This window comes from Streptomyces sp. NPDC059875, assembly GCF_042731085.1.
Taxonomy (GTDB): Bacteria; Actinomycetota; Actinomycetes; order Streptomycetales; family Streptomycetaceae; genus Streptomyces.
On the sequence record NZ_JBHWJZ010000001.1, the window covers coordinates 21,925 to 48,212 of the forward strand.

A 26,288-nucleotide genomic window follows, 5' to 3' on the forward strand; every position below is an offset into this window, starting at 1 on the left:
CGCGTCAATGCGTCGGGCCGACATTCGGCAGAATCCCGAACCCCGTTCGGCACGGAGAACGACCATGAGGGCGCCCGCTCTTGGGGATCAGGAGGTCGGACGCGCCGTTCTCCGGCGGCCGGTTCGCGCTCAGCGCCTGAGCAGGGTGGACCCGCGGACGACCAACTCGGGCTGGAGCACGACTTGTTGGTGCCGGTGCGCGGCGACGGCGGCAGCGTCTCCGCCCTCCTCGAGCAGCAGGTCGGTGGCCATCGCGCCGAGCACGGCGGCGGGCTGCCGAACCGAGGTCAGGGGTACGGCCGCCGCGGCGGCGAACTCGATGTCGTCGTACCCGACGATCGCGATGTCCTCCGGCACCCGGACGCCGGCCGCGTACATCGACTGGAGCACACCGAGCGCGAGGAGGTCGTTGGCGCAGAAGACGGCGGTCGGCCGCTCCGCCGCCCCCAGCAGCCGCGCCCCTGCGTCCCGGCCGGCGTTCACGTCCAGTCGCTCGCCGCCGATCTCGTGGAGCGCGTCCGGGGGCAGTCCGGCTTCCGCCAGGGCGTGATGCGCGCCGGTGCGGCGGTCCTGGACCTGGAGCAGGTGGGGCGGTCCGCTGACGTAGGCGATCGAGCGGTGACCGAGGGAGAGCAGATGGCGGACGGCCATCGCGCCGCCCGCGACGTCGTCCACGGAGACCGAGCACTCCGCCTCGCCGCCGGCCACCCGGTCCACGAGCACGAAGGGGATGCCGTGCCGCCGGAACTCCCGAAGGTTGCTCCCACTGGGGTCGGCGGGGGTCACCAGGACGCCGTGCACCCGCTGCTCGGCGAAGAGGGAGAGGTACTCGGCCTCGGCGGCGGGGCTCTGGTCGCTGTTGCAGACCATCACACTCAGTCCGGCCGCGCGGGCGGTCCGCTCGGCGCCCTTGGCCAGGTCGACGAAGAAGGGGTTGCCCATGTCGAGGACGAGGAGGGCGAGGATCCGGCTCCGGCCGGCCCGCAGCTGGCGAGCGGACTCGCTTCGGATGTATCCGAGCCGCGCGATGACGTCCCGCACATGGCGGCGCGTGCGCTCGGAGACGAGATCGGGCCGGTTGATCACATTGGAGACCGTGCCGACCGAGACCCCCGCCTCCCGGGCCACGTCCTTGATGCCGGCTCCCCGCCCCGTGCGTGTCGTGCGACTCACCTGGCGCGCTCTCCGTCCCGATCGTCGGCCCCGACCGTCCGCTGCACTCGCTTCACTCGCTACCGATTGGATCGTATCAACGCCGGTTGGGAGCAACACCCTGGGCTGTGTGCGGTCGTGACTCGATCCACAGGTCGCAACACCCCCCAGGTCCCTAAAACGATTCATGCATTCGGCCCCGGGCCGGTGGCCGTAGGGGATTCGCCGCCCATGCCCGGAGCACTCCGTTCGGACCTGTCGGACTGCGCGGGCGGACGGACGGTACAAGGCTGGAGGCCAAGCCCATCCTCCCGAAGGAGCGTGATCGGCGTGGCCCGGAACCGCCGTCTGATCCTGAGCTCGCCGTCCGAGGTCTGGCGCCTGCTGTCCGAAGGCAAACGCTACGGGGAGTGGGTGACGGGCACCCAGCAGGTCCTCGCCGCGGACCCGCACTGGCCGGAGGTGGGCGCACGACTGAAGGTACGCGTCGGTGCCGGCCCCTTGACCCTCGACGACACCTGCGTCGTCCGCGTCTGCGAACCGGAGCGGCGCCTGGAGCTGGAAGCGAAGGCGGATCCCTTCGGGGCGGCACGCATCGCCATGAAGCTGATGCCCTGGGGCGAGAACACCCTCTTCACCCTTGACTGGCATCCTCTCCGGGGCCCCGGCACCCGGATGCACGGTCTCCCCGTGGACTACATCGTCGCCGTCCGCAACGGCATGATGCTGACGAAGCTGGCCGAGATCGCGGTACGCGAACACTCCGCGAAGGTGTGAGCACTCACGTAGCGTCCCCCACCGGTACGGCACGAAGGTGCTGCTGCTCTCGTCCACGGCGAGCGCTCGACCGAGCGGCGGGACCGCGCGCCGAGAGCATTCCAGCGCGGAGCCGCTCCGAGTCCGGGGCGTGTCTCACCTCACCATCCGAATCGTGAACATCACCCGCCCCAGCGCCGAGTGGCCCCCTACGCTGGCCGGTGCAGCTGGTTCGCCCCGTCCGCCAGGCGGGATGCGTCGTAAGAGGGAACCCGGTGGGAATCCGGGACTGCCCCGCAGCGGTGAGCGGGAACGACCGCCGTCATACGCACTGGATCCGGTACGGGTCTGGGAAGCGACGGCCACTAGGTGTCCACCCTTGGGTGGACGTGCCCGCGAGTCCGAAGACCTGCCCGTTGCCCGCGTGCGAACGACTCGTGCGCGGACATTCCGGTGACCTCGTGGGCGGGTCGGCGTACATACCAGGCGGGGACCGGCGCCCATGGCGCGCGAGGTCGATCGTCCGGTACGTCCCCTTCGCGCTCTCGTCCCGTCTCCGGGATCTCAGGGATTCATCTCGCGAAGGAGATCTCCGTGACCACCAAACCCGCAGCAGCGGCAGCACGGGCCACCGTGTACGGCTACCCCCGGCAGGGACAGAACCGGGAGCTGAAGAAGGCGATCGAGGGTTTCTGGAAGGGCCGCGTCACCGCCGACGCCCTCCGGGCCACCGCCGCCGAACTGCGCCGGGCCGCCTGGCAGCAGCTCGCCGGGGCCGGCATCGACGAAGTCCCGACCGGTGACTTCTCCTACTACGACCACGTACTGGACACGACCGTGATGGTCGGCGCGGTCCCCGAACGCCACCGGGAGGCCGTCGCCGCCGATCCTTCCCCGAGCTCTCGACTTCGCTCGAGCAGGGGATGCCCCATGGACGTGTACTTCGCGATGGCGCGCGGCACGCAGGACGTCGCCCCGCTCGAGATGACCAAGTGGTTCGACACCAACTACCACTACCTGGTGCCCGAACTGGGCCCTGACACCGTGTTCCGGGCGGACTCCACCAAGCAGGTCGCCGAGCTGAAGGAAGCCCTCGCCCTGGGGCTGACGGCCCGTCCCGTCCTGGTCGGCCCGGTCACCTACCTGCTCCTGGCCAAGCCCGCGCCCGGCGTGGCCACGGACTTCGACCCGCTGACGCTGCTCGACCGGCTGCTTCCGGTGTACGCCGAGGTCCTCGCCGACCTGCGTGCCGCCGGCGCCCGGTGGGTACAGCTCGACGAGCCCTCCCTGGTGCAGGACCACACCCCGGCCGAGCTGAACGCCGCCACGCGCGCGTACCGTGAACTCGGCACCCTCACGGACCGGCCGAAGCTGCTGATCGCTTCCTACTTCGGCCGCCTGGGCAAGGCCCTGCCCGTCCTGGCCAAGGCTCCGGTCGAGGGACTCGCGATCGACTTCACGGAGTCCGCCGCGGCCAATCTGGACGCCCTCGCCGCCGTCGGCGGTCTGCCCGGCAAACGTCTGGTCGCCGGGGTGGTCAACGGCCGCAACATCTGGGTCGACGACCTGACGAAGTCCCTCGCCACCCTCGGGACCCTGCTCGGCCTCGCCGACCGGGTCGACGTGTCGGCCTCCTGCTCCCTGCTGCACGTCCCCCTCGACGCGTCCGCCGAGCGGGACATCGCACCGCAGATCCTGCGCTGGCTCGCCTTCGCCCGCCAGAAGACCGCCGAGATCGTCACCCTCGCCAAGGGCCTGGCCCACGGTACCGGCGCGATCACCGCCGAACTCGCCGCCAACCGGGCCGACCTCGCCTCCCGCGCGGACTCCCCCCTCACCCGCGACCCCGCCGTGCGCAGCCGTACGGGCGCGGTCACCGACGCGGACACGCGCCGCTCCCAGCCGTACGCCGAGCGGGCCACCGTCCAGCGCACCCACCTCGCTCTGCCGCTGCTGCCGACCACCACCATCGGCTCCTTCCCGCAGACCGGCGAACTGCGCGCCGCCCGCGCCGACCTGCGGGCGGGGTGGCTCGACACGGCCGGCTACGAGGAGCGCATCAAGGCCGAGATCCAGGAGGTGATCTCCTTCCAGGAGAAGTGCGGCCTTGACGTCCTCGTGCACGGCGAGCCCGAGCGCAACGACATGGTCCAGTACTTCGCGGAGCAGCTGACCGGCTACCTCGCCACGCAGCACGGCTGGGTCCAGTCGTACGGCACCCGCTATGTCCGTCCGCCGATCCTGGCCGGCGACATCTCCCGCCCCGCACCGATGACGGTCCGCTGGACGACGTACGCGCAGTCCCTGACCTCCCGCCCGGTCAAGGGCATGCTCACGGGCCCGGTCACCATGCTCGCCTGGTCCTTCGTCCGCGACGACCAGCCGCTCCGGGAGACCGCCCGGCAGGTCGCGCTCGCGTTGCGCGACGAGGTGAACGACCTGGAGGCGGCGGGCACTTCGGTGATCCAGGTGGACGAGCCCGCGCTGCGGGAGACCCTGCCGCTGCGCGCCGCCGACCACGCCGCATACCTGGCGTGGGCGACGGAGGCGTTCCGGCTCAGCACCAGCGGTGTACGGCCGGACACGCAGATCCACACGCACATGTGCTACGCGGAGTTCGGTGACATCGTCCAGGCCATCGACGACCTCGACGCCGACGTGATCAGCCTGGAGGCCACCCGCTCCCACATGCAGGTCGCCCGGGAGCTGGCCTCGCACGGCTATCCGCGCGAGGCGGGACCCGGTGTGTACGACATCCACTCCCCGCGCGTCCCGAGCGCCGAGGAGGCGGCCGAGCTGCTCCGTACCGGTCTCGAGGCCATCCCCGCCGAACGGCTCTGGGTCAACCCCGACTGCGGCCTGAAGACCCGCGGCTGGCCCGAGACCCGGGCCTCCCTGGAGAACCTGGTGGCGGCGGCCCGCACGGTCCGCGGCGAGCTGGACGCGTCCTGACGGGGAGCCTCCCCAGGGCCGGGGCACCCGTCGGGTGCCCCGGCCCGACGCGCGAGCCGCGTTCGCGGCCAGGCGGATGGAGTCGGACGTCCCGGTACCTCCAGATCGTCCCGTAGAACGGATACCTGTGGTGCTGCAAGGTCAACCAGGAGAGGGCAAGGTCACAGCCGTGCGCACTGCTGCTCCTTTGTTCGCCTGACCTAGCATCCGAGCATGACAGTCCTTCCCGACGACGGGCTCAGCCTCGCCGCCGAATTTCCCGACGCGACCCGTGAGCAGTGGCAACGCCTGGTGGCAGGCGTGCTGAGCAAGTCGGGCAAGGACGTCGAGGGCACGGCCGCCGAGGACGCCCTGTCCACGACGTTGGAGGACGGACTCCGCGTCCGTCCTCTGTACGCGGCCGGCGACACCGCACCCGATCCCGGCTTCCCCGGCTTCGCCCCCTTCGTGCGGGCCGGCCGTGCCGAAGGGAACGTCCTCGGCGGCTGGGACGTGCGGCAGCGGCACACGACCGTCGACGGCGACGCAGTGCTCGCGGACCTGGAGAACGGCGTCACCTCACTGTGGCTGGCCGTCGGCGACCAGGACATCCCGGTGTCGTCGCTCGGCAGGGTCCTCGACGGCGTCTACCTCGACCTCGCCCCCGTCGTCCTCGACGCGGGGAGCGAGGTCGACGACGCCGCGCGGGAGTTGCTGCGGCTGTACGAGGAGCGTGGGGTCACCAAGGAGGCGGCGCGCGGCAACCTGGGAGCCGATCCGCTCGGCTTCGAAGCCCGCACGGATCGGTCGTTCGACTTCTCGCCCGTGGCCGGCCTCGCGCGGCGCTGCGCCGAGGAGTACCCGGGCCTGCGGGCGCTGACCGTCGACGCGCTTCCCTTCCACGAGGCCGGCGGTTCGGCGGCGCAGGAGCTGGGCTGCTCGCTGGCGACCGGAGTCGCGTACCTGCGGCAGCTCACCGACGCGGGCCTGAGCATCGAGCAGGCCTGCGGACAGCTCGAGTTCCGCTACGCGGCCACCGCCGATCAGTTCCTCACGATCGCCAAACTGCGGGCTGCGCGCAGGCTGTGGGCCCGGGTCGCCGAGGTGTGCGGGGCGAGCGGTGCGGGCGCCCAGGTCCAGCACGTCGTGACCTCGCCGGTGATGATGACCCGTCGCGACCCGTGGGTGAACATGCTGCGCACGACCGTCGCCACCCTGGCCGCCGGTGTGGGCGGAGCCGATTCCGTCACCGTGCTGCCGTTCGACCACGCGCTCGGCCTGCCGGACGCGTTCGCCCGGCGCATCGCGCGCAACACCTCGACGATCCTCATCGAGGAGTCGCATCTGTCCCGGGTGATCGACCCGGCCGGCGGATCCTGGTACGTGGAGCGACTCACGGACGAACTGGCCCAGGCGGGCTGGGAGTTCTTCCAGTGGATCGAGCGGATCGGCGGTCAGGCGGAGGCCCTGCGCTCGGGCCACCTCGGCCAGGACCTCGCGAACAACTGGGAGGCGCGCAGCTCGAAGCTCGCCAAGCGGCGCGAACCCGTCACCGGTGTCAGCGAGTTCCCGAACCTCACCGAGAAGCCCGTCGTCCGCGAGCCCGCGCCCGAGCCGCCGGCCGGCGGCCTCCCGCGCGTGCGTCGCGACGACGCGTACGAGGCCCTGCGGGCCCGCTCCGACGCCCACCTCGCCGCGACCGGCACCCGGCCGCGGATCTTCCTGGCCACCCTCGGCCCCGCCGCCGCGCACACGGCGCGAGCCACGTTTGCCGCCAACCTGTTCCAGGCGGGCGGGATCGAGGCCGTCACGGAGGGCACCTTCGAGGAGAGCGGGGCGAGCGAGGCATGCCTCTGCTCCAGCGACGCGCTCTACGAGGAGCAGGCCGAGGCCCGGGCCGAGGAGCTCAGGTCGACGGGCGCCGGCCACGTGTTCCTCGCGGGGCGGCCCGGACAGTACGCGGGTGTCGACGCCTATGTCTTCGCCGGCTGTGACGCGGTCGCCGTGCTCACCGCCACCCTTGACCGGATGGGAGTGTCCTGATGTCCGTCCCCGATTTCACCGGGATCGAGCTGGGTACCCCGGCCGCCGACGGCACCGCCGACGAATGGCGGACGGCCGTCAAGAAGGCCGCGGGCGGTGACGACCTGCTCTGGGAGACCCCGGAGGGCATCGCGGTCAAGCCGCTCTACACCGGGCAGGACCTGGAGGGCCTGGACTTCCTGGACACGTACCCGGGCGTCGCTCCGTATCTGCGCGGCCCGTACCCGACGATGTACGTCAACCAGCCCTGGACGATCCGCCAGTACGCGGGCTTCTCCACCGCCGAGGAGTCCAACGCCTTCTACCGGCGCAACCTGGCAGCCGGTCAGAAGGGCCTGTCCGTCGCCTTCGACCTGCCGACGCACCGGGGCTACGACAGCGACCACCCGCGGGTGACCGGTGACGTCGGCATGGCGGGCGTCGCGATCGACTCGATCTACGACATGCGGCAGCTCTTCGACGGCATCCCGCTGGACAAGATGACCGTGTCGATGACGATGAACGGCGCCGTGCTTCCGGTGCTCGCGCTGTACATCGTGGCGGCGGAGGAGCAGGGCGTACCGCCGGAGAAGCTCGCCGGGACCATCCAGAACGACATCCTCAAGGAGTTCATGGTCCGCAACACCTACATCTATCCGCCGAAGCCGTCGATGCGGATCATCTCCGACATCTTCGCCTTCACCTCGCAGCGGATGCCGCGCTACAACTCGATCTCCATCTCGGGCTACCACATCCAGGAGGCGGGTGCGACGGCCGACCTGGAGCTGGCGTACACGCTCGCCGACGGTGTGGAGTACATCCGGGCCGGGCGGGAGGCGGGCCTCGACGTCGACGCGTTCGCGCCCCGGTTGTCCTTCTTCTGGGCCATCGGCATGAACTTCTTCATGGAGATCGCCAAGATGCGGGCGGCCCGGCTGCTCTGGGCCAAGTTGGTGAAGCAGTTCGATCCGAAGAACGCCAAGTCCCTCTCCCTGCGCACCCATTCGCAGACCTCGGGCTGGTCGCTGACCGCACAGGACGTCTTCAACAACGTGACGCGTACGTGTGTGGAGGCGATGGCGGCCACGCAGGGCCACACCCAGTCGCTGCACACCAACGCCCTCGACGAGGCGCTCGCCCTGCCCACCGATTTCTCGGCGCGGATCGCCCGCAACACCCAGCTCCTCATCCAGCAGGAGTCGGGCACGACCCGGGCCATCGACCCGTGGGGCGGCAGCGCCTACGTGGAGAAGCTGACGTACGACCTGGCGCGCCGTGCCTGGCAGCACATCCAGGAGGTCGAGGCGGCAGGCGGCATGGCCAAGGCCATTGACGCGGGCATCCCCAAGCTGCGCATCGAGGAGGCCGCGGCCCGCACCCAGGCCCGCATCGACTCCGGACGCCAGCCCGTCATCGGCGTCAACAAGTACCGCGTCGAGACGGACGAGCAGATCGACGTCCTCAAGGTCGACAACTCCTCCGTGCGCACCCAGCAGATCGAGAAGCTGCGGCGGTTGCGCGCGGAGCGGGACGAGCGGGCGTGCCAGGACTCGCTGGACGCGCTCACCCGGGCCGCCGGGGGCGAGGGCAACCTGCTGGAGCTGGCGGTGAACGCGGCCCGCGCGAAGGCGACGGTCGGCGAGATCTCCGACGCACTGGAGAAGGTGTACGGACGGCACGCGAGCCAGATCCGTACGATCTCCGGTGTGTACCGCAACGAAGCCGGCGAGTCCCCGTCCGTCGAACGCACCCGTACCGTCGTGGACGCCTTCGCCGAGGCCGAGGGACGGCGTCCGCGCATCCTGGTCGCCAAGATGGGCCAGGACGGCCACGACCGCGGCCAGAAGGTGATCGCCACCGCCTTCGCCGACCTGGGCTTCGACGTGGACGTCGGCCCGCTGTTCCAGACCCCGGCCGAGGTCGCGCGCCAGGCCGTCGAGGCGGACGTGCACATCGTCGGGGTGTCGTCGCTGGCCGCCGGTCACCTCACTCTCGTACCGGCGCTGCGGGAGGAACTGGCGGCGGAGGGCCGCGAGGACATCATGATCGTGGTCGGCGGTGTCATCCCGCCGCAGGACGTGCCGACCCTCCTGGAGATGGGCGCCGCGGCCGTGTTCCCGCCCGGGACGGTGATCCCGGACGCGGCGTACGACCTGGTGCGGCGACTGTCGGACGGCCTCGGGCACGAGCTGTGATCGACCTCGACGTCTATGTGAAGGGTGTACTCGACGGGAAGCGCGCGATCATCGCGCGCGCCATCACGCTCGTCGAGTCCACCCGGCCCCAACACCGCTTGCTGGCACAGCAGTTGCTCACCGAGCTGCTGCCGCACAGCGGGAAGGCGCGGCGGATCGGGATCAGCGGTGTTCCGGGCGTCGGGAAGTCGACGTTCATCGACGCGTTCGGCACGATGCTGACCGGCCTCGGCCACCGGGTCGCGGTGCTCGCCGTCGACCCGTCGTCGAGCCGGACGGGTGGCTCGATCCTGGGCGACAAGACGCGGATGGAGCGGCTCGCCGTGGACCCGGCGGCCTTCGTGCGGCCCTCCCCCACGGCCGGAACGCTGGGCGGCGTCGCCAAGGCGACGCGTGAGTCGATCCTCGTGATGGAGGCCGCGGGCTACGACGTGATCCTCGTCGAGACCGTCGGTGTGGGCCAGTCCGAGACCGCCGTGGCCGACATGGTCGACTCCTTCCTCCTGCTCACGCTCGCGCGGACCGGCGACCAGCTGCAGGGCATCAAGAAGGGTGTCCTGGAGCTGGCGGACGTGGTCGCCGTCAACAAGGCGGACGGGCCGCACGAGCGCGACGCCCGCGCCGCGGCGCGGGAACTGTCGGGCGCGCTGCGGCTGATGCACGGCGCGGACGGCGCGTGGACCCCTCCCGTCCTCCACTGCAGCGCCCGCGAGTCGTCCGGCCTCGACACGGTGTGGGAGCGCCTCGAGCAGCACCGCGTCCTGCTCGACTCGACCGGCCGCCTCGCCGCCCGCCGCCGTGACCAGCAGGTCGGCTGGACGTGGACGATGGTCCGGGACGAGCTGCTGGGCCGCCTGCACGCGGACCCCGCCGTACGCGCCCTGACCCCGTCCCTCGAACAGCAGGTCAGGGACGGCGAGTTGACGGCGACCCTGGCAGCGGAGCGCATCCTGCGCGCGTTCGAGGAATCGGGCTCGGCCGCCGCGGACGCCCCCTGACCGACCGAGTGTCCGTGGTGGCCGACCTCAGCGGACGAGCCCGATGGCTTCGATCTCGATCATCCACTCGGGGTCGGCGAGCGAGGACACTTCCACGAACGACTCCGCGAGGTGGGGCTTGTCCGGGAAGTGTTCCGCGCGCAGCTCGGCGAAGACGTCCTGGTGCGCGATGTCGGTGACGAACACGGTCGCCTTGACCGTGTCGGCCAGGCTGGACCCGGCGTTCGTCAGCACCGTCGACAGGTTCGCGAGCGCCTGACGGGCCTGAGCCTCGAAGTCCCCGGCGCCGACCGTGGCCCCGTGGGCGTCGATCGGGGCCTGCCCCGAGGTGAAGACCAGGTTCCCGACCCGGATGCCGAGCGAGATACCGGCCGACTCGTACCAGTCCGGCTCCGCGGAGACGCGCACACGCTCGACGGCGGGCTGTGTGACGGACATGCTGACACTCCCTCAAAACGACACGCACGAAGCCGGGTGGCCACGATCGCCACCCGGCAAGATCCACATACGACAGCCGAGGGACGCCGGGATTCATTCCCGAGGACTACGGGTGGGGGTGTCCGCGTTGAGGCGGCCGACCGGCCGGGGGTGAGGGCGCCTCGTGGTCCGGGGTGAGGGCGGCGGCGGCCGCGAACAGGCGGGCGCAGCGTTGGGTCATGGCCTCCGGGGACTGGTCGGGGTGCTTGACCCACCAGCGGACGAGGGTGGCGACCAGGTCCCGCCAGACGTATCTGAGCGCGTCGGCGTCCAGGGGGTCGGTGGACCCGGCCGCGCGCAGCAGGTCGGCGGTGCCGCCGGCCGCGAGCCGGTCGATGGCCGACCAGTACTCCGCGGCCCGGCGGGCGGCCTTGCCGTCGGCGGGCAGGGAGGTGTCGTACAGCACGAACCACGCCTCCCGCCGGCCCTCCAGGGCGGTGAAGATGCTCTCGAGCACCCGCAGGGGCGTGTGCGCGGTGGTCCCGTCCGGCCCCATCGCGGTGCGGATGGCGTCGAGGAGACGGTCTCCGACGGGCACCAGGCAGGCGAGGTACAGGTCCTCCTTGGTGCCGAAGTACTGGTGCAGCAGTGTCTTCGTGACGCCGACGCGCTCGGCGATGGCGGCGAGGGAGGCGGCCGCGTAGCCGTGGGTGCCGAACTCCTCCGTGGCGGCGTCCAGCATCTGCCGTTCGCGGTGGTGTCGCGGAACTCCCTTGGTGCCGGCTTTCGAACGTGGGGTTGCCATGAGCCGATATTATCAGTAAGTAATTTACCGCAAGGTAAATTCGTTCGGTTCCCGCGACCTCTGGAGCGCACCATGACCGGCACGCCGACGCAGCCGACCTCCCGCACGCGGTCCTGGTGGGGATGGGGGTGGGAGGACGCGCATCCCGACGACGCCGAGTGCGCTGCGATGGGCGCCCTGGTTCCCGGTACCCTCGCCCGCCCCCTCCCCGTCCCCCGCGTCCGCGACCTGCACGTCGAGAGCCCCGCCGTCGAACCCCCGGCGAGTCTCGCGCACCTGGTCGACACCGACCCCGAACAGCGCGCCGCCCACGCCATGGGCAAGGCGTACCGCGACGTCGTACGCGCTCTGCGCGGGCGCCCCGGCCGCATACCCGACCTCGTCGCCCGCCCTACGGACGACCGGGAGGTGGCCGACCTGCTGGACTGGGCCGGTGAGCGGCAGATCGCGGTCGTGCCGTACGGCGGAGGGTCCTCGGTCTCGGGCGGCGTGGAGTACCGCGGTGACGCCCATCGCGCCGTGCTGTCCCTCGACCTGACCGCCATGGACCGCGTCCTCGAGGTCGACACCGTCGGCAGGGCCGCCCGCATCCAGGCCGGGACCCTCGGTCCGAGCCTGGAAGACCAACTCAGGCCCCATGGCCTGACGTTGCGCCACTTTCCGCAGAGCTTCGAGTTCTCCACCCTGGGCGGCTGGCTCGCCACCCGGGCCGGCGGCCACTACGCCACCGGCCGGACGCACATCGACGACTTCGTCCAGTCCTTGCGCGTGGTCACCCCGGCCGGCATCAGCGCCTCGTGGCGGCTGCCCGCGTCGGGCGCGGGCCCGTCCCCCGACCGGCTGTTCCTCGGCTCCGAAGGAGCACTGGGCGTCATCACCGAGGCATGGGTGCGGCTACAGGAACGCCCTGTGCACAAGGCGTCCGCCTCCCTCGCCTTCGCCGATCTCCACGCCGCGCTGGCAGCGGTGCGCGCCATCGCACAGTCGGACCTCTCCCCCGCCAACTGCCGGCTGCTCGACGCCGGCGAGGCCGCGCTCTCCGGCGCGGCGCACGACGGCTCCGCCGTACTCGTCCTGGGCTTCGAATCCGCGGACGGACCGGTCACCGGTCGGCTCGCACAAGCCGTCGACCTGGCCCGCTCCCACGGCGGCACGGGTGGTGCGGGTGGTGCGGGCGGCACGGGTGGTGCGGGCGGCACGGGTGGCGCGCCCGCCGACGCGGCCGTGAGCGCCTGGCGCTCGGCCTTCCTGCGGATGCCCTACCTCCGCGACGGTCTGGCCAGGATGGGCGCCGTCGCGGAAACCTTCGAGACGGCGGCCACCTGGGACAGGATCCCCGGCCTGATCGACGCGGTCCGCAAGGAGGTCGGCGAGGCGGCCCTCAAGGCCACCGGCCACCCCGCCACCATCAACTGCCGCCTCACCCACGTCTATCCCGACGGCGCGGCCCCGTACTTCACCGTCCTCGCCGCCGGCCGCCCCGGCGACGAGGTGGCCTTCTGGGACGACCTCAAGGCCGTGGCGAGCGATGTCCTGAACCGCCACCGGGCCACGATCACCCACCACCATGCCGTCGGCCGGGACCACCGCACGGGCTACGACCGCCAGCGCCCCGACCCCTTCGCCCTCGCGCTGCGCGCGGCCAAGGGCGCGCTCGACCCGCGGGGCATCCTCAACCCAGGTGTGCTCGTCGACTGAAGTGCGGCGCCCGCTGCACACTGGCGGTACGGACAGAAAGATGACTCGACCAGCCGAGATGCGGTACGAAGACTCCCGTGAACGAACAGATCCAGGCCTCGACCGTTCGGGTGTTCATAGCGCTCGCACCGCCCGACGATGCCAAGGAGGAGCTGGCGCGGGCGCTGCGGCCGGCCTACGAGGCGTACCCGGACATGCGGTGGAACCGCATCGAGGACTGGCACATCACCCTGGCGTTCCTCGGGGAACTACCGGTTGCGACCGTTCCGCTCCTGCGACCGCCCCTCGCCGAGCTGGCAGTGGCCCGCGGTCCCGTCGAACTGTCGCTGCGCGGCGGCGGGCACTTCGACGAGCGGGTGCTGTGGAGCGGGATCGACGGGGACCTCGAAGGCCTGCACCTGCTCGCCTCCGACGTGCGCGCCGTGGTCAAGGAGTGCGGGGTCCCCTTCGAGGACCGCCCGCTGCGCCCCCATCTCACGCTGGCCCGAGCCCGCCGCAACGATCTCGCCGACGTGGTGGAGGCCGCCGCCGGACTCGACGCGTTCGCCGGCCGCCGATGGCAGGCCGCACGCCTGCACCTCGTCGGCAGCAACTTCGGCCGCGGCCCGGGACCGATCCGCTACCGAGACATCGAAGCCTGGAGCTTCGGCGACGAAAACTGAAAGAGCGTTTTGTCCCGTCAGGGGTGTTTGGGAAGTGCGAGTGTCGGCGGGCGTCGCGACTCAACGCTTCCGGCTGGGACTCCACTCGTAAGCCATGGGAGCCGTCTCTACGACTTCACTCGGCCAGGCGTCTCGAACGCGCTCAAGTCGCTGGTGGTGCTCCTGTATCCAGTTCTCTCGCGGCCGGAGCCACAGCATGGCGGTGAGGCGGTCAGGGTCCTCAACGGTCAGGGACAAGGAGCGGTCCTCGTGCATGTGGAAGAAGAGGCTCAGTCCGCGGTCGCCACCGATGCTCGCGTCCGTGCCCGGTGCGAGTCGGGTCAGGTCGCGTTGCCAGGCGTCGAGGTCCTCTTGAAACAGGAAAAGCTCAAGCCGGGCGTCGACGAAGTCGGCCGAGGCCAGGACATCGGCCCTCAGGATGTCGTGGCCGGTCAGCACCCCCGGCTGGAAGCGGCCGGTCACTCGGACGACGCAGCTGCTGCCCTCCGCGTCTTCCAGGTTGATCAGGTCCACCGCGTCCGGTTCGGTCACCGCCGGCCTCGCTTTCTCGTGCTGGTCTGACATGCATCCTCTCGTATCACCGGCTGGGACACCTCCACCACACCGGAGGTCTTCGCCGTGATCAAGACCCGGCACCGTTATCAACGCTCGTGATCAATACACCTAGTCGTCCTTGCCGTCCTCCCGGGTGCAGAGGTGCCCTGCCGGGCAGGCGTCACATCCCTTGAAGTCGACGTAGCCAGATGCTTCGGCGGCCGCAAACAGTTCGCGGGCATGGTCAGGACCGTTCACGCTCGCGTGCCGGCCGTACTCGTCCGGGTCCGGCTCCCGAAGCTGCGACCGACAGCTGCGCAGGAACATGACCGCGGTGGCGACGTCGCTGGGGATCTCGCCCCACATTTCGGTGGGTACGCAAGTGGTGGCCACGGCGACGCCGGGCTCTCCGGCGAAGTGCCACTTCTCTCCCGGCTCACTGGGGCGCTTGGCAACCATGCGCACGTAGGAGACCTCCTGCTCCTCGCTGTCCTCGACGAGCAGTGCACCCACCGAGTGCAGCTGGTGAATGGACTCGCGAACCTCTTCCCGGCTCGCTCCGTGCTGCCGTGGTGCCAGTTCCTCAACGGGGATCATCGTGCCCGTGCCGTCGGGGCCGATGATCGGGAGCCGGCCGGTGTCGATCAGCTGGTCGAGGCTGAGCGCGGCCCGGGGGACAGAGTTCCCGTAGACCGGTCCCAGCACGGCGAGCCGGCGCATCAGGTCCGTCGCCTCCTCCGAGAGGCTGGGGGCGTTGAGTTTCGTGGCGTCCATGCCGGGCTGGACCTGGAACCACTCCCTGTAGGCGGTACCCGGCGGGTTCAGTTCGCGAAGCGAGTACTGCCGAGGTACGCGGATCCGGCGCGGTTTGCCGGGCTTCTTCCTGCCCATGGGGCTGTTCCTTTCGATCGGTGCTGCTCGATCCCTCTCTGCCGTGCACTAACTGGGGACGCGCGGAGTTGATACGGCCGCGCCTCACCGAGTCGCACCGGTGACCCGTCCAGAGCGTGGCGTCGAAGAGGGGGCGCCTGCGAAGCGGGGGGTGGTGGTCTTCGACCTTGTGCCGTCCATAGGAACCCATCTTGGGATCTCCGGCTCAGGCCATCGGGTGACCAGGGCGGTCGGCGAGGTGGGCGGCGGGCCGTCGGAACGGCCGTACACTCGCTCCATGGGTCGCGCGAGTTCGACGAGGCAGTGCCTGCGGCAGGCCGCGTCCGGCGTGCGTCCGGCCGTCGTCGACCCGGCCACCGCCGCTGACGTCGAGGCGCCCCGCACCCGCCGTATCGCGCTGCACGGCCACGGCTAGCGATCCTCTCCCCCGGCGCGCCGCTCTCTGTGCCGCACGCCAGGCCTCTCCCCCGGCCGAGTCCGCCGCGCCCGCCTGCCGCCGGGCGGTCTCCGCCCCCGCTCCACGTCACCACAGCAGCCTTCCGGCACTCGCCGGCGCTGCCGCCTGGCTACGGCCGCACGACCGGGCCGGGCCACCTCGAAGGGATCATTGTGAAGCTGAGCGATTTGCTGGCCGGGCAGGAGCACCACGTACTCCAGGGTGACCCGAGCGGAACGCTGATCACCGCGGGGACGACCTTCGACGTGGACCGGGTGACTCCGGGTTGCCTCTTCATCGCCGTACCAGGACACCGGGAGGGCGGGCCCGGCTCCGTGGCGCCCGCGCTCGCCCGCGGGGCGGCCGCCGTACTCGTCGACGGCACCGCGCCAACGCCGTCGGTGTGGCCTCCGGGCGCGTGTGCCGTGCGGGTGCCGGACGTCCGGAGGGCGGCCGCGATCGTGACCGCCCGCTACTTCGGCGAACCGGGGCGGCAGATGGACGTGGTCGCGATCACCGGCACCAACGGCAAGACATCGGTCTCGTACATGGTCGAGTCCGCCCTGCGGATCTCCGAAGGCGCGAAGGTGGGAGTCATCGGGACGGCCGGCAGCCGGATCGGCGACGAACTGATCCCGATGCCACGATCGGTGCTGACCACCCCGGAGTCGCCGGACCTGCAATATCTCCTGGGGTGCATGCGCGACAGCGGGACCGGCAGTGTGGTGCTGGAGGCTACGTCGATGGGCCTGCTGACGCACCGGGTGGACCGTACGTTCATCGACGTCGGGGTGTTCACGAACCTGACGCAGGACCACCTCGACGACCACGGAACGATGGCGAACTACCGGGACGCCAAACTCCGCCTCTTCCAGGGGTTGTGCCGGCGCGCGGTGGTCAATGCCGACGACCCGGTGGGCGCTGGGATCGTGGCGATGATGCCGGGTGCGGTGACCACGTACGCCCTCGACGTGCCGGCGGACTACCGGGCGACCGACCTCGCCGTCAGCTCTTCCGGCACACGGTTCACTCTTCACCACGCAGGGCGTACGTATCCGGCGTCGATCCCGGTCCCGGGCCGGTTCTCGGTGGCCAACGCGCTTGCCACCCTGGCCGCCTGCCACGTCCTCGGACACGAGCTGGGCGCCCTCGTCGCCGCACTCGACCGGATGCCGCCCGTCCCCGGCCGGTTCGAGCGCTTCGAGACCGCGGGCGGTACCTCCGTGATCGTGGACTACGCCCATTCCCCGGACTCCCTGGACAAGGTCCTGACCACCATCCGCGGCTACGCGCGAGGCCGGGTGATCACCGTCTTCGGCTGCGGCGGCGACCGGGACACGACGAAGCGGGCCGACATGGGGCGGATCGCCGGGGCCCACTCCGACCTGTGCGTCCTCACCTCGGACAACCCTCGCAACGAGGACCCGCAGGCCATCCTGGACCAGATCGTCCCCGGCCTCGCCCTGACCGGCACACCGTTCGAGCGGATCGCCGACCGCCGCGAGGCCATCTCGTTCGCCCTGTCCGCGGCGGGCCCCGAGGACACCGTCCTGATCGCCGGCAAGGGCAGCGAGCCGCACCAGATCGTCGGCGACGAGCTGCTGCCCTTCAGCGACATGGCCACCGTCCGTGAACTCACCTTGGAATGGACGGCCGCCGCATCCCGCGCCGTATCCGCCGGCCGTGCCCGGGTCACCCAGCGCTCGGCCACATGACGCATGAGGGGCCGGGCGCACCGGTGCGATCCGGCGGGCGGCACCATCCGGTCCCCGGGCAGGCCTGTGGCGCCGACGTGGCGTGAGGCCCGACGCCGGCCTGGCCCCATGAGGGTCACCGTTCCCCCCACGGCGCGAGGCCTGGGCGCCGGGGACCTCCGTACGGGCCTCGCCGCCGTGAACACGGCCGGCTTCACCTTGACCTTGACCGCCGCGATGGGCGTTCCGTCTGCGGCAGTCGAGTCAGACGTGTGTGAGGAGGCGGGCCAGCGGCCGGGGAACGTGCTCGAGGTCCAAGTGTGCGACCAGCGCCTGCGCGTAGAGCGCCTTGCGACCGCTGTGCGTACCCATGAAGCGCCGCAACTGGTGCTCCACGGGCCGTTCCCGCTGTGCCGGCTGTCCCCGGAAGGTGCGGTAGGGGCGCATCTCTCCCTGGGCCTCGATCACCCGCTCCACGCCCTCGGCCCCGTGAGCGCGGATCAACTCGTCCTCCAGGTCGGCGACGCACACGTGGAACCCGAGTGACTCCAGGCCGGCGTGCTCGAGACCGGTGCCGAGCCCGACCCGTTCCAGATGGCGCCGGAAATGCCGCTCCTCGCCGATGTCGCAGAGACCAGCCAGCGGGAGGCCCAGGCCTGGAGGACCGCACACGTCCAGGAAGCGCCCGATGTTCGTCGCGCCTCCGAGCGGTACTACCGCGACGCCCTCCCCGCCGAGGTCGCGGCCGTGGCGCGTGGCGAGCGCTTCGAGCGCGACCTGATCACTGCTCCCCTCGACGAGCACGATCGTCCGCACGTCGCCGGCCAACTCCCGCGCCGCTCCGGCGGCTGCATCCGCCCCCGCTCCGCCGGCTGCCCATGCGGCAAGGGCCAGGCGGAATCGCCTCAACTCGTCCACGAGACCTCGCTTCCCGACGCCATCCTGGCACGACCGAGATCCCGTACGCACTCACGTTTTTGCTGGGTGTCCGGGTTCGAGAACCAGCACGTGGCCTTGGGGAAGCCGCGACGGCCTCAGCCGAGTCGATCAGCTCGATCGCTCGATCCTGCGCAGGATCACCGCGGCCTCATCTGGGACAGACCCTCGACGTGCTGGCGACCGATGACAACGCGGCGAGCCTGCGTGCCAGACGCCGCGAGCCCGGCATGACCCGGAACCCCCTAGCATGTGCACGCCATTGACCAGGCATCACACACCGCCCAGACGAAAGCGAACCATGCACTTCAAGCGGATACTCGCCGCGACCGCGACCCTCGCCGCCCTCGCCACCCTCACCGCCTGCGAGGACGGCGACTCCGACCGTACGACGGGGGTCACCGGCCCGACTTCGTCCGCCGACGGCGGAGCCGACGCCGACTCGCTGGAGCAGGCTCAGGTGTACGTCCAGCGGTACGCCTCGTGTGAGCGGATGGGTACGGACCCGAACGACAGTCGGCTGCCGCTCACCGACCTCACGACCGTCGGGAAGTGGGCGGTGACCGCGCGAGGTGTGTGCAGCGACCGCGTCGAGCGCGGCGAGATCATCTTCTACCTGACCTCCGACATGAAGGCGTTCCAGGAGGGATACAAGCAGCGGGTACTGGCGAAGATCGCCGCCGGCGACGCCACGTACGGCCTGTTCAGCCGCGTCCTCGTCGGCAAGAACTTCGCCGTCACCCCGACCGAGACCAAGACCGCGCTCAAGCTGTCGCGATCGGACCTGCGCGTCCTCACCTGCAACCCGACGGCCCCCGTGCCCGAGGGGTACAAGCGGGAGAAGGCGCTCGTCGACGGCTGCGTCCTGAGCGACTTCGTCGCGAGCGCGGACGGCGACGGCAGCCCGAACTTCGAGACCCCGCAGGACCCGGCCGCCGGCGGCTCCGCGTCCGGGAAGCCGTCCGAGAAGCCGGGTCAGCCGGCCGAGGGCAGCCTGGGCCTGCCCCGCGCGGGGAGCCTCGCAGAGCTGAAGGAGCTGGTGCACCCGCACACCGTCGACTGCACGAACTACTCGACAGCCCCGGACGCGCTGGCGATCGAGTCGATCGACTACCAGCCGGTCGTCACCGGCGACCACCGTGCCTGGGGGGTGGAGGACCGGGCGATCTGCGGCGACCCGGGCGGGGCGCAGCGCGCGCACAACCTCAACTGGCTCGACATGGTGGATGACATGACGACCCTTCAGGAGCGGGCGAAGGCGGCACAGCAGGAGGACCTCAAGGACGACAACCGCGTCCGGGCCACCGCGAGCAAGCTGCTCGTGGGCCAGAACATCGCCGTGGAGACCAACAACCCCGACATCCGACACGGCCTGTACCAGCTCCAGTTCCTCTACCTGAACTGCGAGCCGGGCTTCTCCGCCCCGGCGGGCTACCGCCTGGAGAAGTCGAACGTCGCCGGGTGCGTCCTGACGAACTACGAGCCCGGAACCGACTGAGAATACGACAGCAGGCCGCCACCGCGGCGGCGGCCTGCTCCCTGTGGCCTCATCGCGCTCGCCGAGGCCGCCCAGGCGGTGTCGGCGGGCAGCTCAGGCCGCCGGGTCCGCGTGCAGCGTGGCCTCGCCCGACACGCGGACACCGACCCGGTCGCCCGGGCGCGCCGGCGCGCCGCCGGAGGTGCGGACGTCGATCTGCCGGTCGTGACCGTCGACGGCCACGCTGATCATCGCGTCGTGGCCGTAGAAGCAGACACCGGTCACGGTTCCCTCCGCGCCCGCCGAGTCCGGGGCGGTGAGGTCGAGCTGTTCGGGTCGGAGGAGGACGAGGCCCTCGTGCAGACCGGCCGGGGCGGCGGCAAGGGGGATGCGGCCGAGGGCGGTGACGGCAGTGCTCTTCTCGACGGTGCCGGTGATGAAGACGGCGTCGCCGACGAACGAGGCCACCCACGGGTCGACGGGGCGCCGATAGAGCTCTTCGGGAGCTGCGCACTGGGCGACGCGGCCGTCGCGGAGCACGGCGACGACGTCGGCCGTGGAGAGGGCCTCCTGCTGATCGTGGGTGACAAGGACGGCGGTGGCGCCGCTCGCGCGGAGTACGGCGCGGACATCCGCGCGCACGGCTCCGCGCAGTCCGCTGTCGAGGGCGCTGAACGGCTCGTCCAGAAGGACGAGATGGGGTTCGGGGGCGAGGGCGCGGGCCAGGGCCACGCGCTGCTGCTGCCCTCCGGAGAGTTCGTGCGGCATCCTGTCGCCGTAGCCGCCGAGGCCGACGAGGTCCAGCATCTCGGCGACGCGCTTCGCGCGGGCGCCGCGCTCCGTGCCGGTCAGTCCGAAGGCGACGTTGCGCGCCACGCTCAGGTGCGGGAAGAGGGCGCCTTCCTGGGGGACGATGCCGATGCGGCGGCGTTCGGGCGGGAGGTGGACACCGGGGCCGGCGAGGGTGCGACCGGCGACGGTGACGGTGCCCGCGTCGGCGCGCAGGAAGCCCGCGATCACGCGCAGCAGAGTGGTCTTGCCGCAGCCGGACGGGCCGAGGACGGCGGCGAGGTGCCCTCCCTGGACGGTGAGGTCGAGGCCGTCGAGCACGGTGGCGTCGGGGCCGTAGGACGTGACCAGGCCGCTGACCTGAAGGTCGTTCATGTGCGGTGCCTTCCGAGGAGGTAGCTGGGGACGGCGGCCAACAGGATCAGGGCGGCGGCGTACGGGGCCGCGGCGGCGAAGGACCCCGTGCCGGTCTCGGTCCACAGCCGGGTGGCCAGGGTGTCCATGCCGGTGGGGCGCAGCAGCAGGGTGGCGGGCAGTTCCTTCATGCAGACGACGAAAGTGAGGGCGGCACCGGCGGCGACGCCCGGTGCGGCGAGCGGCACGGTGACCTCGCGCAGCACGCCCAGGGGTGTACGACCGAGGGAGCGGGCGACGTCGTCGAGTACGGGTGGCGCCTGGAGTACGGCGGCGCGGGTGGCGGCCACCGCGACGGGCAGGAAGAGCACCGCGTAGGCGCAGATCAGCAGCGGGGTCTCCTGGTAGAGCGGCCGGGCGTAGCGGACCGCGAAGAAGACCAGGGCGAGCGCGACGGTGATGCCGGGTACGGCGTGCCCCGCGTACGCGGCCTGTTCGAGGAGGTGGGCGAGTCGGCCCCGGTGGCGTGCCGCGATGACACCGATGGGCAGGGCGAGCAGGGTGGTGAGCGCGGCGCCGGCGGCGGCGACGCCGAGGGTGGTGAGCGCGGTGCTGGTGAGGGTGGCCGGGTCCCAGGTCGCGGAGGAGCCGACGGCGAGCCAGTACCCGAGAGTGGCGAGCGGGAAGCCGACGGCGGCCGCGACGACGGCGCCGCACCAGGCGAGGGCGGGCATCCGCAGTCGGCCGAGCGTGGCGGGAACGGTACGCCGGGCGGTCCCCGCTCCGGTACGGGAGTACCCGGCGCGGCCGCGGGTGCGGGTCTCCGCGGCGACGAGCGCGACGGTCATGAGGACGAGCACGGCGCTGAGGGCGGCCGCGGGGGTGCGGTCGAAACTGGCGCGGTAGGACGTGTAGATGCCTCGGGTGAAGGTGTCGTACCGCATGAGGGACACGGCGCCGAAGTCGGAGAGGACGTACAGCGCGACAAGGAGTCCTCCGCCCGCCGCGGCCGGCCGCAACTGGGGCAGGGTGACGCTCAGGAAGGTGCGCAACGGGCCGCGCCCGAGTGAGCGGGCGACCTCCTCGTGCCCGGGGTCGGTGCCGCGCAGTGCGGCGGCGACCGGCAGGTACACGTAGGGAAAGCTGGCGAGGGTCAGCGCGAGGGCGGAGCCGGTGAATCCGGCGAGCGAGGGAGCCGCGGACAGCCAGGCGAAGGCGGTGACGTAGCTGGGAACGGCCAGGGGCAGCGTGACGAGGACCGACCAGGCGCGGGCGCCGGGGAGGGCGGTTCGCGTGGTCAGCCAGGCCAACGAGATGCCCACGAGCAGGCAGGCCGCGACGACGGTGGCGGTCAGACCGAGGCTCCGCAGGAGCAGGTGTCCGGTCCGGTCGTCGGCGATGACGTCCCAGGCGAAGCCCGGGCCGCGTTCGAGGGCTCGTACGGCGAGGTAGCCGAGCGGCAGGACGGCGAGGGCGGCGGCGAGGCAGGCGGGCACGATCAGGACCCACGAAGGCCTGGCCGCCCGGTCGGTACGGCCCGCGGCACGCTTCCGCCCGGCGGGCGCGGAGGCGCTCACCGGGCGGGTGTCGTGCCGCGTCCGGACGGGGGAATCCGGTGAGGTCACGTCAGACCAGTCCGGCTTCCTGGAGCATGGCCAGGGTTTCCTTCAGCGAGTCGAGCTTGCCGAGGTCGATCTTCGGCGGCTGGAGGGTCTCCAGCGGGGGCACGCCCTCGGCGGTCTTCACACCGGCGGCCAGCGGGTATTCCTTCGTCTCTTCGGCGAAGTATGTCTGGGACTCGGCGGAGAGCAGGAAGTCGACGGCCTTCTGGGCGTAGGCGGCCTGCTTGTCGTCGGCGCCCTTGAGGATGCCGACGCCGGCGACGTTGACCAGGCCGCCCGGGTCGCCCTTGGGCAGGTAGTGGATCCTGGCCTTGATCTTGTCGGCGCCCTTCTCGGCCACCTGCTCGTACCAGTAGTAGTGGTTGAGCAGGCCGAGGGAGACCTCGCCCTTGTCGACGGCTTCGAGGACCTTGAGGTTGTTCTCGTACGACTTGGGTTCGTTGGCCTTGAGGCCCTTGAGCCAGGTGCGGGTGGCCTCGTCGCCCTCCAGGACGCGCATGCCGGTGACGAACGCCTGGAAGGAGGCGTTGGTCGGCACGAAGCCGATCTTGCCCTTCCACTCGGGCTTCACGAGTTCGTGGACGCTGTTCGGCGGCGTGGGGACCTGAGCGGGGTCGTACCCGAGGACGCGGACGCGGCCGCTGACACCGGTCCAGTCGCCGGCCGAACCGCGGTAGGCCGGGGCGACCTTGTCCAGCGTGGACTTGGGCAGCGGGGCCAGGCGGCTCTCCTTCGAGAGCGCTCCGAGGGCTCCCGCGTCCTGGGAGAGGAAGAGCCCGGCCTCGGTCTTGTCGCCCTCTTCCAGGAGCTGGGCGGAGAGCTCGGCGCTGTCGCCGTAGCGGACCTCGACGTTGGTGCCGAGGTGCTTCTCCAGCTTCTCGATGAGCGGCTTCACGAGGTTCTCGTTACGGCCGGAGTAGATGACCAGTCCGGCCGGTTCGTCGCTGCCGCAGCTCGCGAGCGCGGGGACGAGGAGGGCTGCCGCGGTGAGCGCGGCGAGCGTGCGGGCCAAGGGGCGGCGCATGTGAGGTGATGCCTTCCTGCCGTGCCGATCGCTGCCCCTCGCCCACGGCGACGGGTCGTGCGACGAGCGACGAAGAACTACCGGGAGAACCTGTGAATACCGTATTGATAAGGTAAAGCTAACCTAATGGTCAAGGCAGGCTTTGATAACGGACCGGCCGCAAATGAGCATCCGGTGACCACACCCCCCCTTCTCGATTAGGAAAGCCTTACCTACGATGCGCCCGTGACGCTCCTCCCTGCCCCGCCCGCCGGTGGCCACACCCTCCCGCTCGCCCACGGCCTCGCGCTGCACGGCGAGCGCGCCGCCCTCGTCACCGCCGAGGGCGAGGTCTCCTACCGCGAGTTGGCCCGGCGGGTCGAGGAAGCCGCCCGACGGCTCGGTCCGGGGCGCCGCCTCGTGCTCCTCCCCGCCGCCAACACCGTCGGCGCCCTTGTCATCCATCTGGCCGCCCTCTCGTCGGGTCACCCCGTACTCCTCGTGCCGGGCGACCACCCCGAGGCCGCGGAGTCCCTGACCGCCGCCTACGATCCCGACGTCGTCGTCCGTCCGGGCGCCGGCGAATGGCTGATCGAGGAGCGGCGGACCGGCTCCGCCCACGAATTCCACCCCGACCTCGCCCTCTTGCTGAGCACCTCCGGTTCGACCGGCTCCCCCAAGCTCGTCCGGCTCTCGTACGAGAACCTCCAGGCGAACGCCGAGTCGATCGCCACGTACCTCGGCATCCGTGACACCGACCGGGCCGCGACGACCCTGCCGATGCACTACTGCTACGGCCTGTCCGTCGTCCACAGCCACCTGCTGCGCGGCGCCGGACTCGTCCTCACCGACCTGTCCGTGGCGGACGCCTGCTTCTGGGACCTCTTCCGCACCGCCCGCGGTACCGCCCTCGCCGGAGTCCCGTACACCTTCGACCTGCTCGACCGCATCGGCTTCGCCGAGATGGACCTGCCGCACCTGCGGTACGTCACCCAGGCGGGCGGCCGTCTCGCCCCCGAACGGGTGGCCCACTACGCCGAGCTGGGGCAGCGGAGCGGCTGGGACCTCTTCGTCATGTACGGCCAGACGGAGGCGACCGCCCGTATGGCCTACCTGCCCCCGGAGCTCGCCGCCGAACACCCTGAGGCCATCGGTGTGCCGATCCCGGGCGGTGCGTTCTCCCTCGAACTCGTCGAGGACTCCGTCGGAGAAGGCGTCGGTGAGCTCGTGTACAGCGGGCCGAACGTCATGCTGGGCTACGCCCGCACCCCCGACGACCTCGCCCTCGGCCGCACCGTCGACACGTTGCGCACCGGCGACCTGGCACGGCGCACCGAGACGGGCCTGTACGAGATCGTCGGCCGTCGCAGCCGGTTCCTGAAGATCCTCGGCCTGCGGATCGACCCCCAGCAGGTCGAGACGATGCTCGAACGGCACGGACTGCACGCGCTCTGCGCCGGGGACGACGAACGGCTCACCCTCGCCGTCGTACACAAGCCCGGATGGGAGGAGCGACGGATCCGAAGACGTGTCGTGGACGAGTGCGGCCTCCCCGCCCGCGCGGTCTCCGTCCACCTGCTGCCCGATCTTCCCCGCCTGCCTTCAGGAAAGCCCGACCGCCAGGCCGTCCGTGCCCTGGACCGGACGGCCGCCGGCCGTTCCCCGGTCGGCGAGGCGGACGGCGACGACCTGTGCGCGCTGTACGCGAGGATCCTGGACCGTCCGGACGTGACGCCGGACAGCACGTTCGTCGGGCTCGGCGGCGACTCCCTCTCGTACGTCGAGATGTCACTGCACCTCGAAGAGCGCCTCGGTCATCTGCCGGCGAGCTGGCACACCACACCGATCCGTGACCTCCGCACACCCGAGCGGAAGGCCCCCTCACGAGTCCGGGCCCTGGAGACCAGCGTCGCCCTGCGCGCGGTGGCGATCGTGTGCATCGTCGGCTCGCATGTCCGGCTGTTCGAGATCCGGGGTGGTGCGCATCTGCTGCTCGCGGTGGCCGGGTTCAACTTCGCCCGCTTCCTGCTCACCTCCGCCGAGCGACGCGAACGCGTCCGCCGTGCGGGGCGGAGCATCGCGCGCATCGCGCTGCCGTGCATGGCCTGGACCGCCTTCGCGATCCTGATCGGCGCCGACTACGACCTGACCAACCTCCTCCTGCTCCACAACGCCCTCTTCCCGCAGGACATGGGCCCGGGGCTCCACCTGTGGTTCGTGGAAGCACTCGTCTACATCCTGTTGGCCACCGTCGCCCTGCTGGCCCTGCCGGCCGCCGACCGGGCGGAACGACGCTTCCCGTACGGTCTCCCCCTCACCCTCGTAGGACTCGGTCTGCTCACCCGCTACGAACTGGTCGGCCTTCCCGAGCGCTCACACATCACCGACGCGGTCACCGTCTTCTGGCTCTTCGCCCTGGGCTGGGCGGCCGCCAAGGCCCGCACGACGCCCCAACGGCTGCTCGTCACCCTCGCCGCGCTCACCACTGTCCCCGGCTTCTTCCCGGCCGAACCCCGGCGCGAGACGTTCGTCCTCATCGGCTTCGTGCTGCTCGTGTGGTTCCCCACGCTGCCGAGCCACCACAGGGTGAACCAGGCTGCGGGACTCCTCGCCGCCAGTTCGCTCTCCATCTACCTGACGCACTGGCAGATCTACCCGATCCTGGACGACGTCTCCGAGCCCCTGTCGCTCGCCACCGCCATCCTCTTCGGCATCGGCTACGCCAAGGGAACGGACCGCCTGATCCGAAAGCTGCCGGCGCTGCCCCGGCTCGGTCGCCGACGGCAGGGTCCACGTCGAGAAGCAGCAGATCAGCGCACTCTTCCCCGCGGCTTCAACGGGGTCGCCGGAAGCTCCGGGGCGGGAAGCGGGGCGCCGTCGTAGCCCTTCACCTCGCCGAACCCGGTGCTACTGACC

General features: G+C 71.2%; 19 protein-coding genes, 1 pseudogene and 1 riboswitch. Of the genes and pseudogenes, 11 read left to right on the forward strand and 9 right to left on the reverse strand.

From position 1 onward, the window contains the following. Nucleotides 1-129: 129 nt before the first annotated feature. Nucleotides 130-1,173, reverse strand: coding sequence for a LacI family DNA-binding transcriptional regulator (locus tag ACFV9D_RS00085; RefSeq protein WP_385138416.1), 1,044 nt, complete (start codon nt 1,171-1,173; stop codon nt 130-132). A 309-nt stretch (nt 1,174-1,482) separates the two neighbouring features. Here ACFV9D_RS00085 and ACFV9D_RS00090 point away from each other — a divergent pair, with 309 nt between their 5' ends. The 5 genes from ACFV9D_RS00090 to meaB all read left to right on the forward strand — a co-directional run bounded on the left by ACFV9D_RS00090 (nt 1,483) and on the right by meaB (nt 10,054). Beyond that, nucleotides 1,483-1,929: an SRPBCC family protein gene (locus ACFV9D_RS00090; RefSeq protein WP_385138419.1), complete on the forward strand. Its 447-nt coding sequence runs from the start codon at nt 1,483-1,485 to the stop codon at nt 1,927-1,929. A 190-nt stretch (nt 1,930-2,119) separates the two neighbouring features. Continuing rightward, a riboswitch (cobalamin riboswitch) is annotated at nt 2,120-2,340 on the forward strand. 162 nt (nt 2,341-2,502) lie between these two features. After that, nucleotides 2,503-4,860 (forward strand): 5-methyltetrahydropteroyltriglutamate--homocysteine S-methyltransferase, encoded by a 2,358-nt coding sequence (gene metE / locus ACFV9D_RS00095; RefSeq protein WP_385138422.1) that lies wholly within the window; start codon nt 2,503-2,505, stop codon nt 4,858-4,860. A 213-nt stretch (nt 4,861-5,073) separates the two neighbouring features. Beyond that, nucleotides 5,074-6,882: a methylmalonyl-CoA mutase family protein gene (locus tag ACFV9D_RS00100; protein WP_385138425.1), complete on the forward strand. Its 1,809-nt coding sequence runs from the start codon at nt 5,074-5,076 to the stop codon at nt 6,880-6,882. Continuing rightward, nucleotides 6,882-9,056 carry a methylmalonyl-CoA mutase gene (scpA, locus tag ACFV9D_RS00105; protein ID WP_385138428.1) on the forward strand — a complete coding sequence of 725 codons (2,175 nt, stop codon included), beginning with the start codon at nt 6,882-6,884 and terminating at the stop codon, nt 9,054-9,056. Before ACFV9D_RS00100 ends, scpA begins: the two co-directional genes overlap by 1 nt. Then, nucleotides 9,053-10,054, forward strand: a complete 1,002-nt coding sequence (gene meaB / locus ACFV9D_RS00110) for a methylmalonyl Co-A mutase-associated GTPase MeaB (protein ID WP_385138431.1) — start codon at nt 9,053-9,055, stop codon at nt 10,052-10,054. Before scpA ends, meaB begins: the two co-directional genes overlap by 4 nt. A gap of 27 nt (nt 10,055-10,081) precedes the next feature. On the opposite strand, the gene ACFV9D_RS00115 is transcribed toward meaB, so the two are convergent. Further along, entirely contained in the window at nt 10,082-10,492 is a 411-nt protein-coding gene (locus tag ACFV9D_RS00115) for a RidA family protein (RefSeq protein WP_385138434.1), read from the reverse strand. A gap of 106 nt (nt 10,493-10,598) precedes the next feature. Continuing rightward, nucleotides 10,599-11,276: a TetR/AcrR family transcriptional regulator gene (locus ACFV9D_RS00120; protein ID WP_385138437.1), complete on the reverse strand. Its 678-nt coding sequence runs from the start codon at nt 11,274-11,276 to the stop codon at nt 10,599-10,601. Between the two features lie 72 nt (nt 11,277-11,348). Between ACFV9D_RS00120 and ACFV9D_RS00125 the strand changes: the two genes are divergently transcribed. Together ACFV9D_RS00125 and thpR are read left to right on the forward strand one after the other, a co-directional pair. Next, complete coding sequence (locus ACFV9D_RS00125; protein WP_385138440.1) at nt 11,349-12,974, forward strand: FAD-binding oxidoreductase; 1,626 nt, start codon at nt 11,349-11,351, stop codon at nt 12,972-12,974. Between the two features lie 77 nt (nt 12,975-13,051). Further along, nucleotides 13,052-13,636: an RNA 2',3'-cyclic phosphodiesterase gene (thpR, locus tag ACFV9D_RS00130; RefSeq protein ID WP_385138443.1), complete on the forward strand. Its 585-nt coding sequence runs from the start codon at nt 13,052-13,054 to the stop codon at nt 13,634-13,636. Between the two features lie 60 nt (nt 13,637-13,696). Here the strand turns inward: thpR and ACFV9D_RS00135 are convergent, their stop codons facing one another. Beyond that, complete coding sequence (locus ACFV9D_RS00135) at nt 13,697-14,200, reverse strand: DUF5959 family protein (protein WP_385138446.1); 504 nt, start codon at nt 14,198-14,200, stop codon at nt 13,697-13,699. 99 nt (nt 14,201-14,299) lie between these two features. Beyond that, complete coding sequence (locus tag ACFV9D_RS00140; RefSeq protein WP_385138449.1) at nt 14,300-15,061, reverse strand: hypothetical protein; 762 nt, start codon at nt 15,059-15,061, stop codon at nt 14,300-14,302. Between the two features lie 277 nt (nt 15,062-15,338). On the opposite strand from ACFV9D_RS00140, the gene ACFV9D_RS00145 reads away from it, so the two are divergent. Together ACFV9D_RS00145 and ACFV9D_RS00150 are read left to right on the forward strand one after the other, a co-directional pair. Continuing rightward, nucleotides 15,339-15,476: a hypothetical protein gene (locus tag ACFV9D_RS00145; protein WP_385138452.1), complete on the forward strand. Its 138-nt coding sequence runs from the start codon at nt 15,339-15,341 to the stop codon at nt 15,474-15,476. A 194-nt stretch (nt 15,477-15,670) separates the two neighbouring features. Then, nucleotides 15,671-17,212, forward strand: coding sequence for a UDP-N-acetylmuramoyl-L-alanyl-D-glutamate--2,6-diaminopimelate ligase (locus ACFV9D_RS00150; protein WP_385138455.1), 1,542 nt, complete (start codon nt 15,671-15,673; stop codon nt 17,210-17,212). A 243-nt stretch (nt 17,213-17,455) separates the two neighbouring features. Here ACFV9D_RS00150 and ACFV9D_RS00155 read toward each other — a convergent pair whose 3' ends face one another. Beyond that, the gene (locus ACFV9D_RS00155) at nt 17,456-18,109 is read right to left on the reverse strand and encodes a TOPRIM nucleotidyl transferase/hydrolase domain-containing protein (RefSeq protein ID WP_385138458.1); all 654 of its coding nucleotides are present in this window, start codon (nt 18,107-18,109) and stop codon (nt 17,456-17,458) included. 319 nt (nt 18,110-18,428) lie between these two features. Between ACFV9D_RS00155 and ACFV9D_RS00160 the strand changes: the two genes are divergently transcribed. Further along, entirely contained in the window at nt 18,429-19,625 is a 1,197-nt protein-coding gene (locus ACFV9D_RS00160; protein ID WP_385138461.1) for a hypothetical protein, read from the forward strand. Nucleotides 19,626-19,718: 93 nt separating this feature from the next. On the opposite strand, the gene ACFV9D_RS00165 is transcribed toward ACFV9D_RS00160, so the two are convergent. Genes ACFV9D_RS00165 through ACFV9D_RS00175 form a run of 3 tightly spaced genes read right to left on the reverse strand, consistent with a single transcriptional unit; the run spans nt 19,719 to nt 23,393 of the window. Beyond that, the gene (locus tag ACFV9D_RS00165; RefSeq protein WP_385138464.1) at nt 19,719-20,768 is read right to left on the reverse strand and encodes an ABC transporter ATP-binding protein; all 1,050 of its coding nucleotides are present in this window, start codon (nt 20,766-20,768) and stop codon (nt 19,719-19,721) included. Beyond that, the gene (locus ACFV9D_RS00170) at nt 20,765-22,324 is read right to left on the reverse strand and encodes an ABC transporter permease (protein ID WP_385138466.1); all 1,560 of its coding nucleotides are present in this window, start codon (nt 22,322-22,324) and stop codon (nt 20,765-20,767) included. The genes ACFV9D_RS00165 and ACFV9D_RS00170 overlap by 4 nt, the downstream gene beginning before the upstream one ends. 49 nt (nt 22,325-22,373) lie before the next feature. Further along, nucleotides 22,374-23,393 carry an iron ABC transporter substrate-binding protein gene (locus ACFV9D_RS00175; protein WP_385138469.1) on the reverse strand — a complete coding sequence of 340 codons (1,020 nt, stop codon included), beginning with the start codon at nt 23,391-23,393 and terminating at the stop codon, nt 22,374-22,376. Between the two features lie 225 nt (nt 23,394-23,618). On the opposite strand from ACFV9D_RS00175, the pseudogene ACFV9D_RS00180 reads away from it, so the two are divergent. Then, nucleotides 23,619-26,180 (forward strand): annotated as a pseudogene (locus ACFV9D_RS00180) (AMP-binding protein); the annotation flags it as partial. Nucleotides 26,181-26,288: the final 108 nt, after the last annotated feature.

Bases quoted from the DNA above. Each gene is read 5' to 3' on its own strand.
- ACFV9D_RS00175 (WP_385138469.1), bottom strand. From the start codon at position 23,393: ATGCGCCGCCCCTTGGCCCGCACGCTCGCCGCGCTCACCGCGGCAGCC.
- ACFV9D_RS00135 (WP_385138446.1), bottom strand. From the start codon at position 14,200: ATGTCAGACCAGCACGAGAAAGCGAGGCCGGCGGTGACCGAACCGGAC.
- ACFV9D_RS00125 (WP_385138440.1), top strand. From the start codon at position 11,349: ATGACCGGCACGCCGACGCAGCCGACCTCCCGCACGCGGTCCTGGTGG.
- ACFV9D_RS00165 (WP_385138464.1), bottom strand. From the start codon at position 20,768: ATGAACGACCTTCAGGTCAGCGGCCTGGTCACGTCCTACGGCCCCGAC.
- ACFV9D_RS00100 (WP_385138425.1), top strand. From the start codon at position 5,074: ATGACAGTCCTTCCCGACGACGGGCTCAGCCTCGCCGCCGAATTTCCC.
- ACFV9D_RS00160 (WP_385138461.1), top strand. From the start codon at position 18,429: ATGCACTTCAAGCGGATACTCGCCGCGACCGCGACCCTCGCCGCCCTC.
- ACFV9D_RS00120 (WP_385138437.1), bottom strand. From the start codon at position 11,276: ATGGCAACCCCACGTTCGAAAGCCGGCACCAAGGGAGTTCCGCGACAC.
- ACFV9D_RS00115 (WP_385138434.1), bottom strand. From the start codon at position 10,492: ATGTCCGTCACACAGCCCGCCGTCGAGCGTGTGCGCGTCTCCGCGGAG.
- ACFV9D_RS00145 (WP_385138452.1), top strand. From the start codon at position 15,339: ATGGGTCGCGCGAGTTCGACGAGGCAGTGCCTGCGGCAGGCCGCGTCC.
- ACFV9D_RS00140 (WP_385138449.1), bottom strand. From the start codon at position 15,061: ATGGGCAGGAAGAAGCCCGGCAAACCGCGCCGGATCCGCGTACCTCGG.
- scpA (WP_385138428.1), top strand. From the start codon at position 6,882: ATGTCCGTCCCCGATTTCACCGGGATCGAGCTGGGTACCCCGGCCGCC.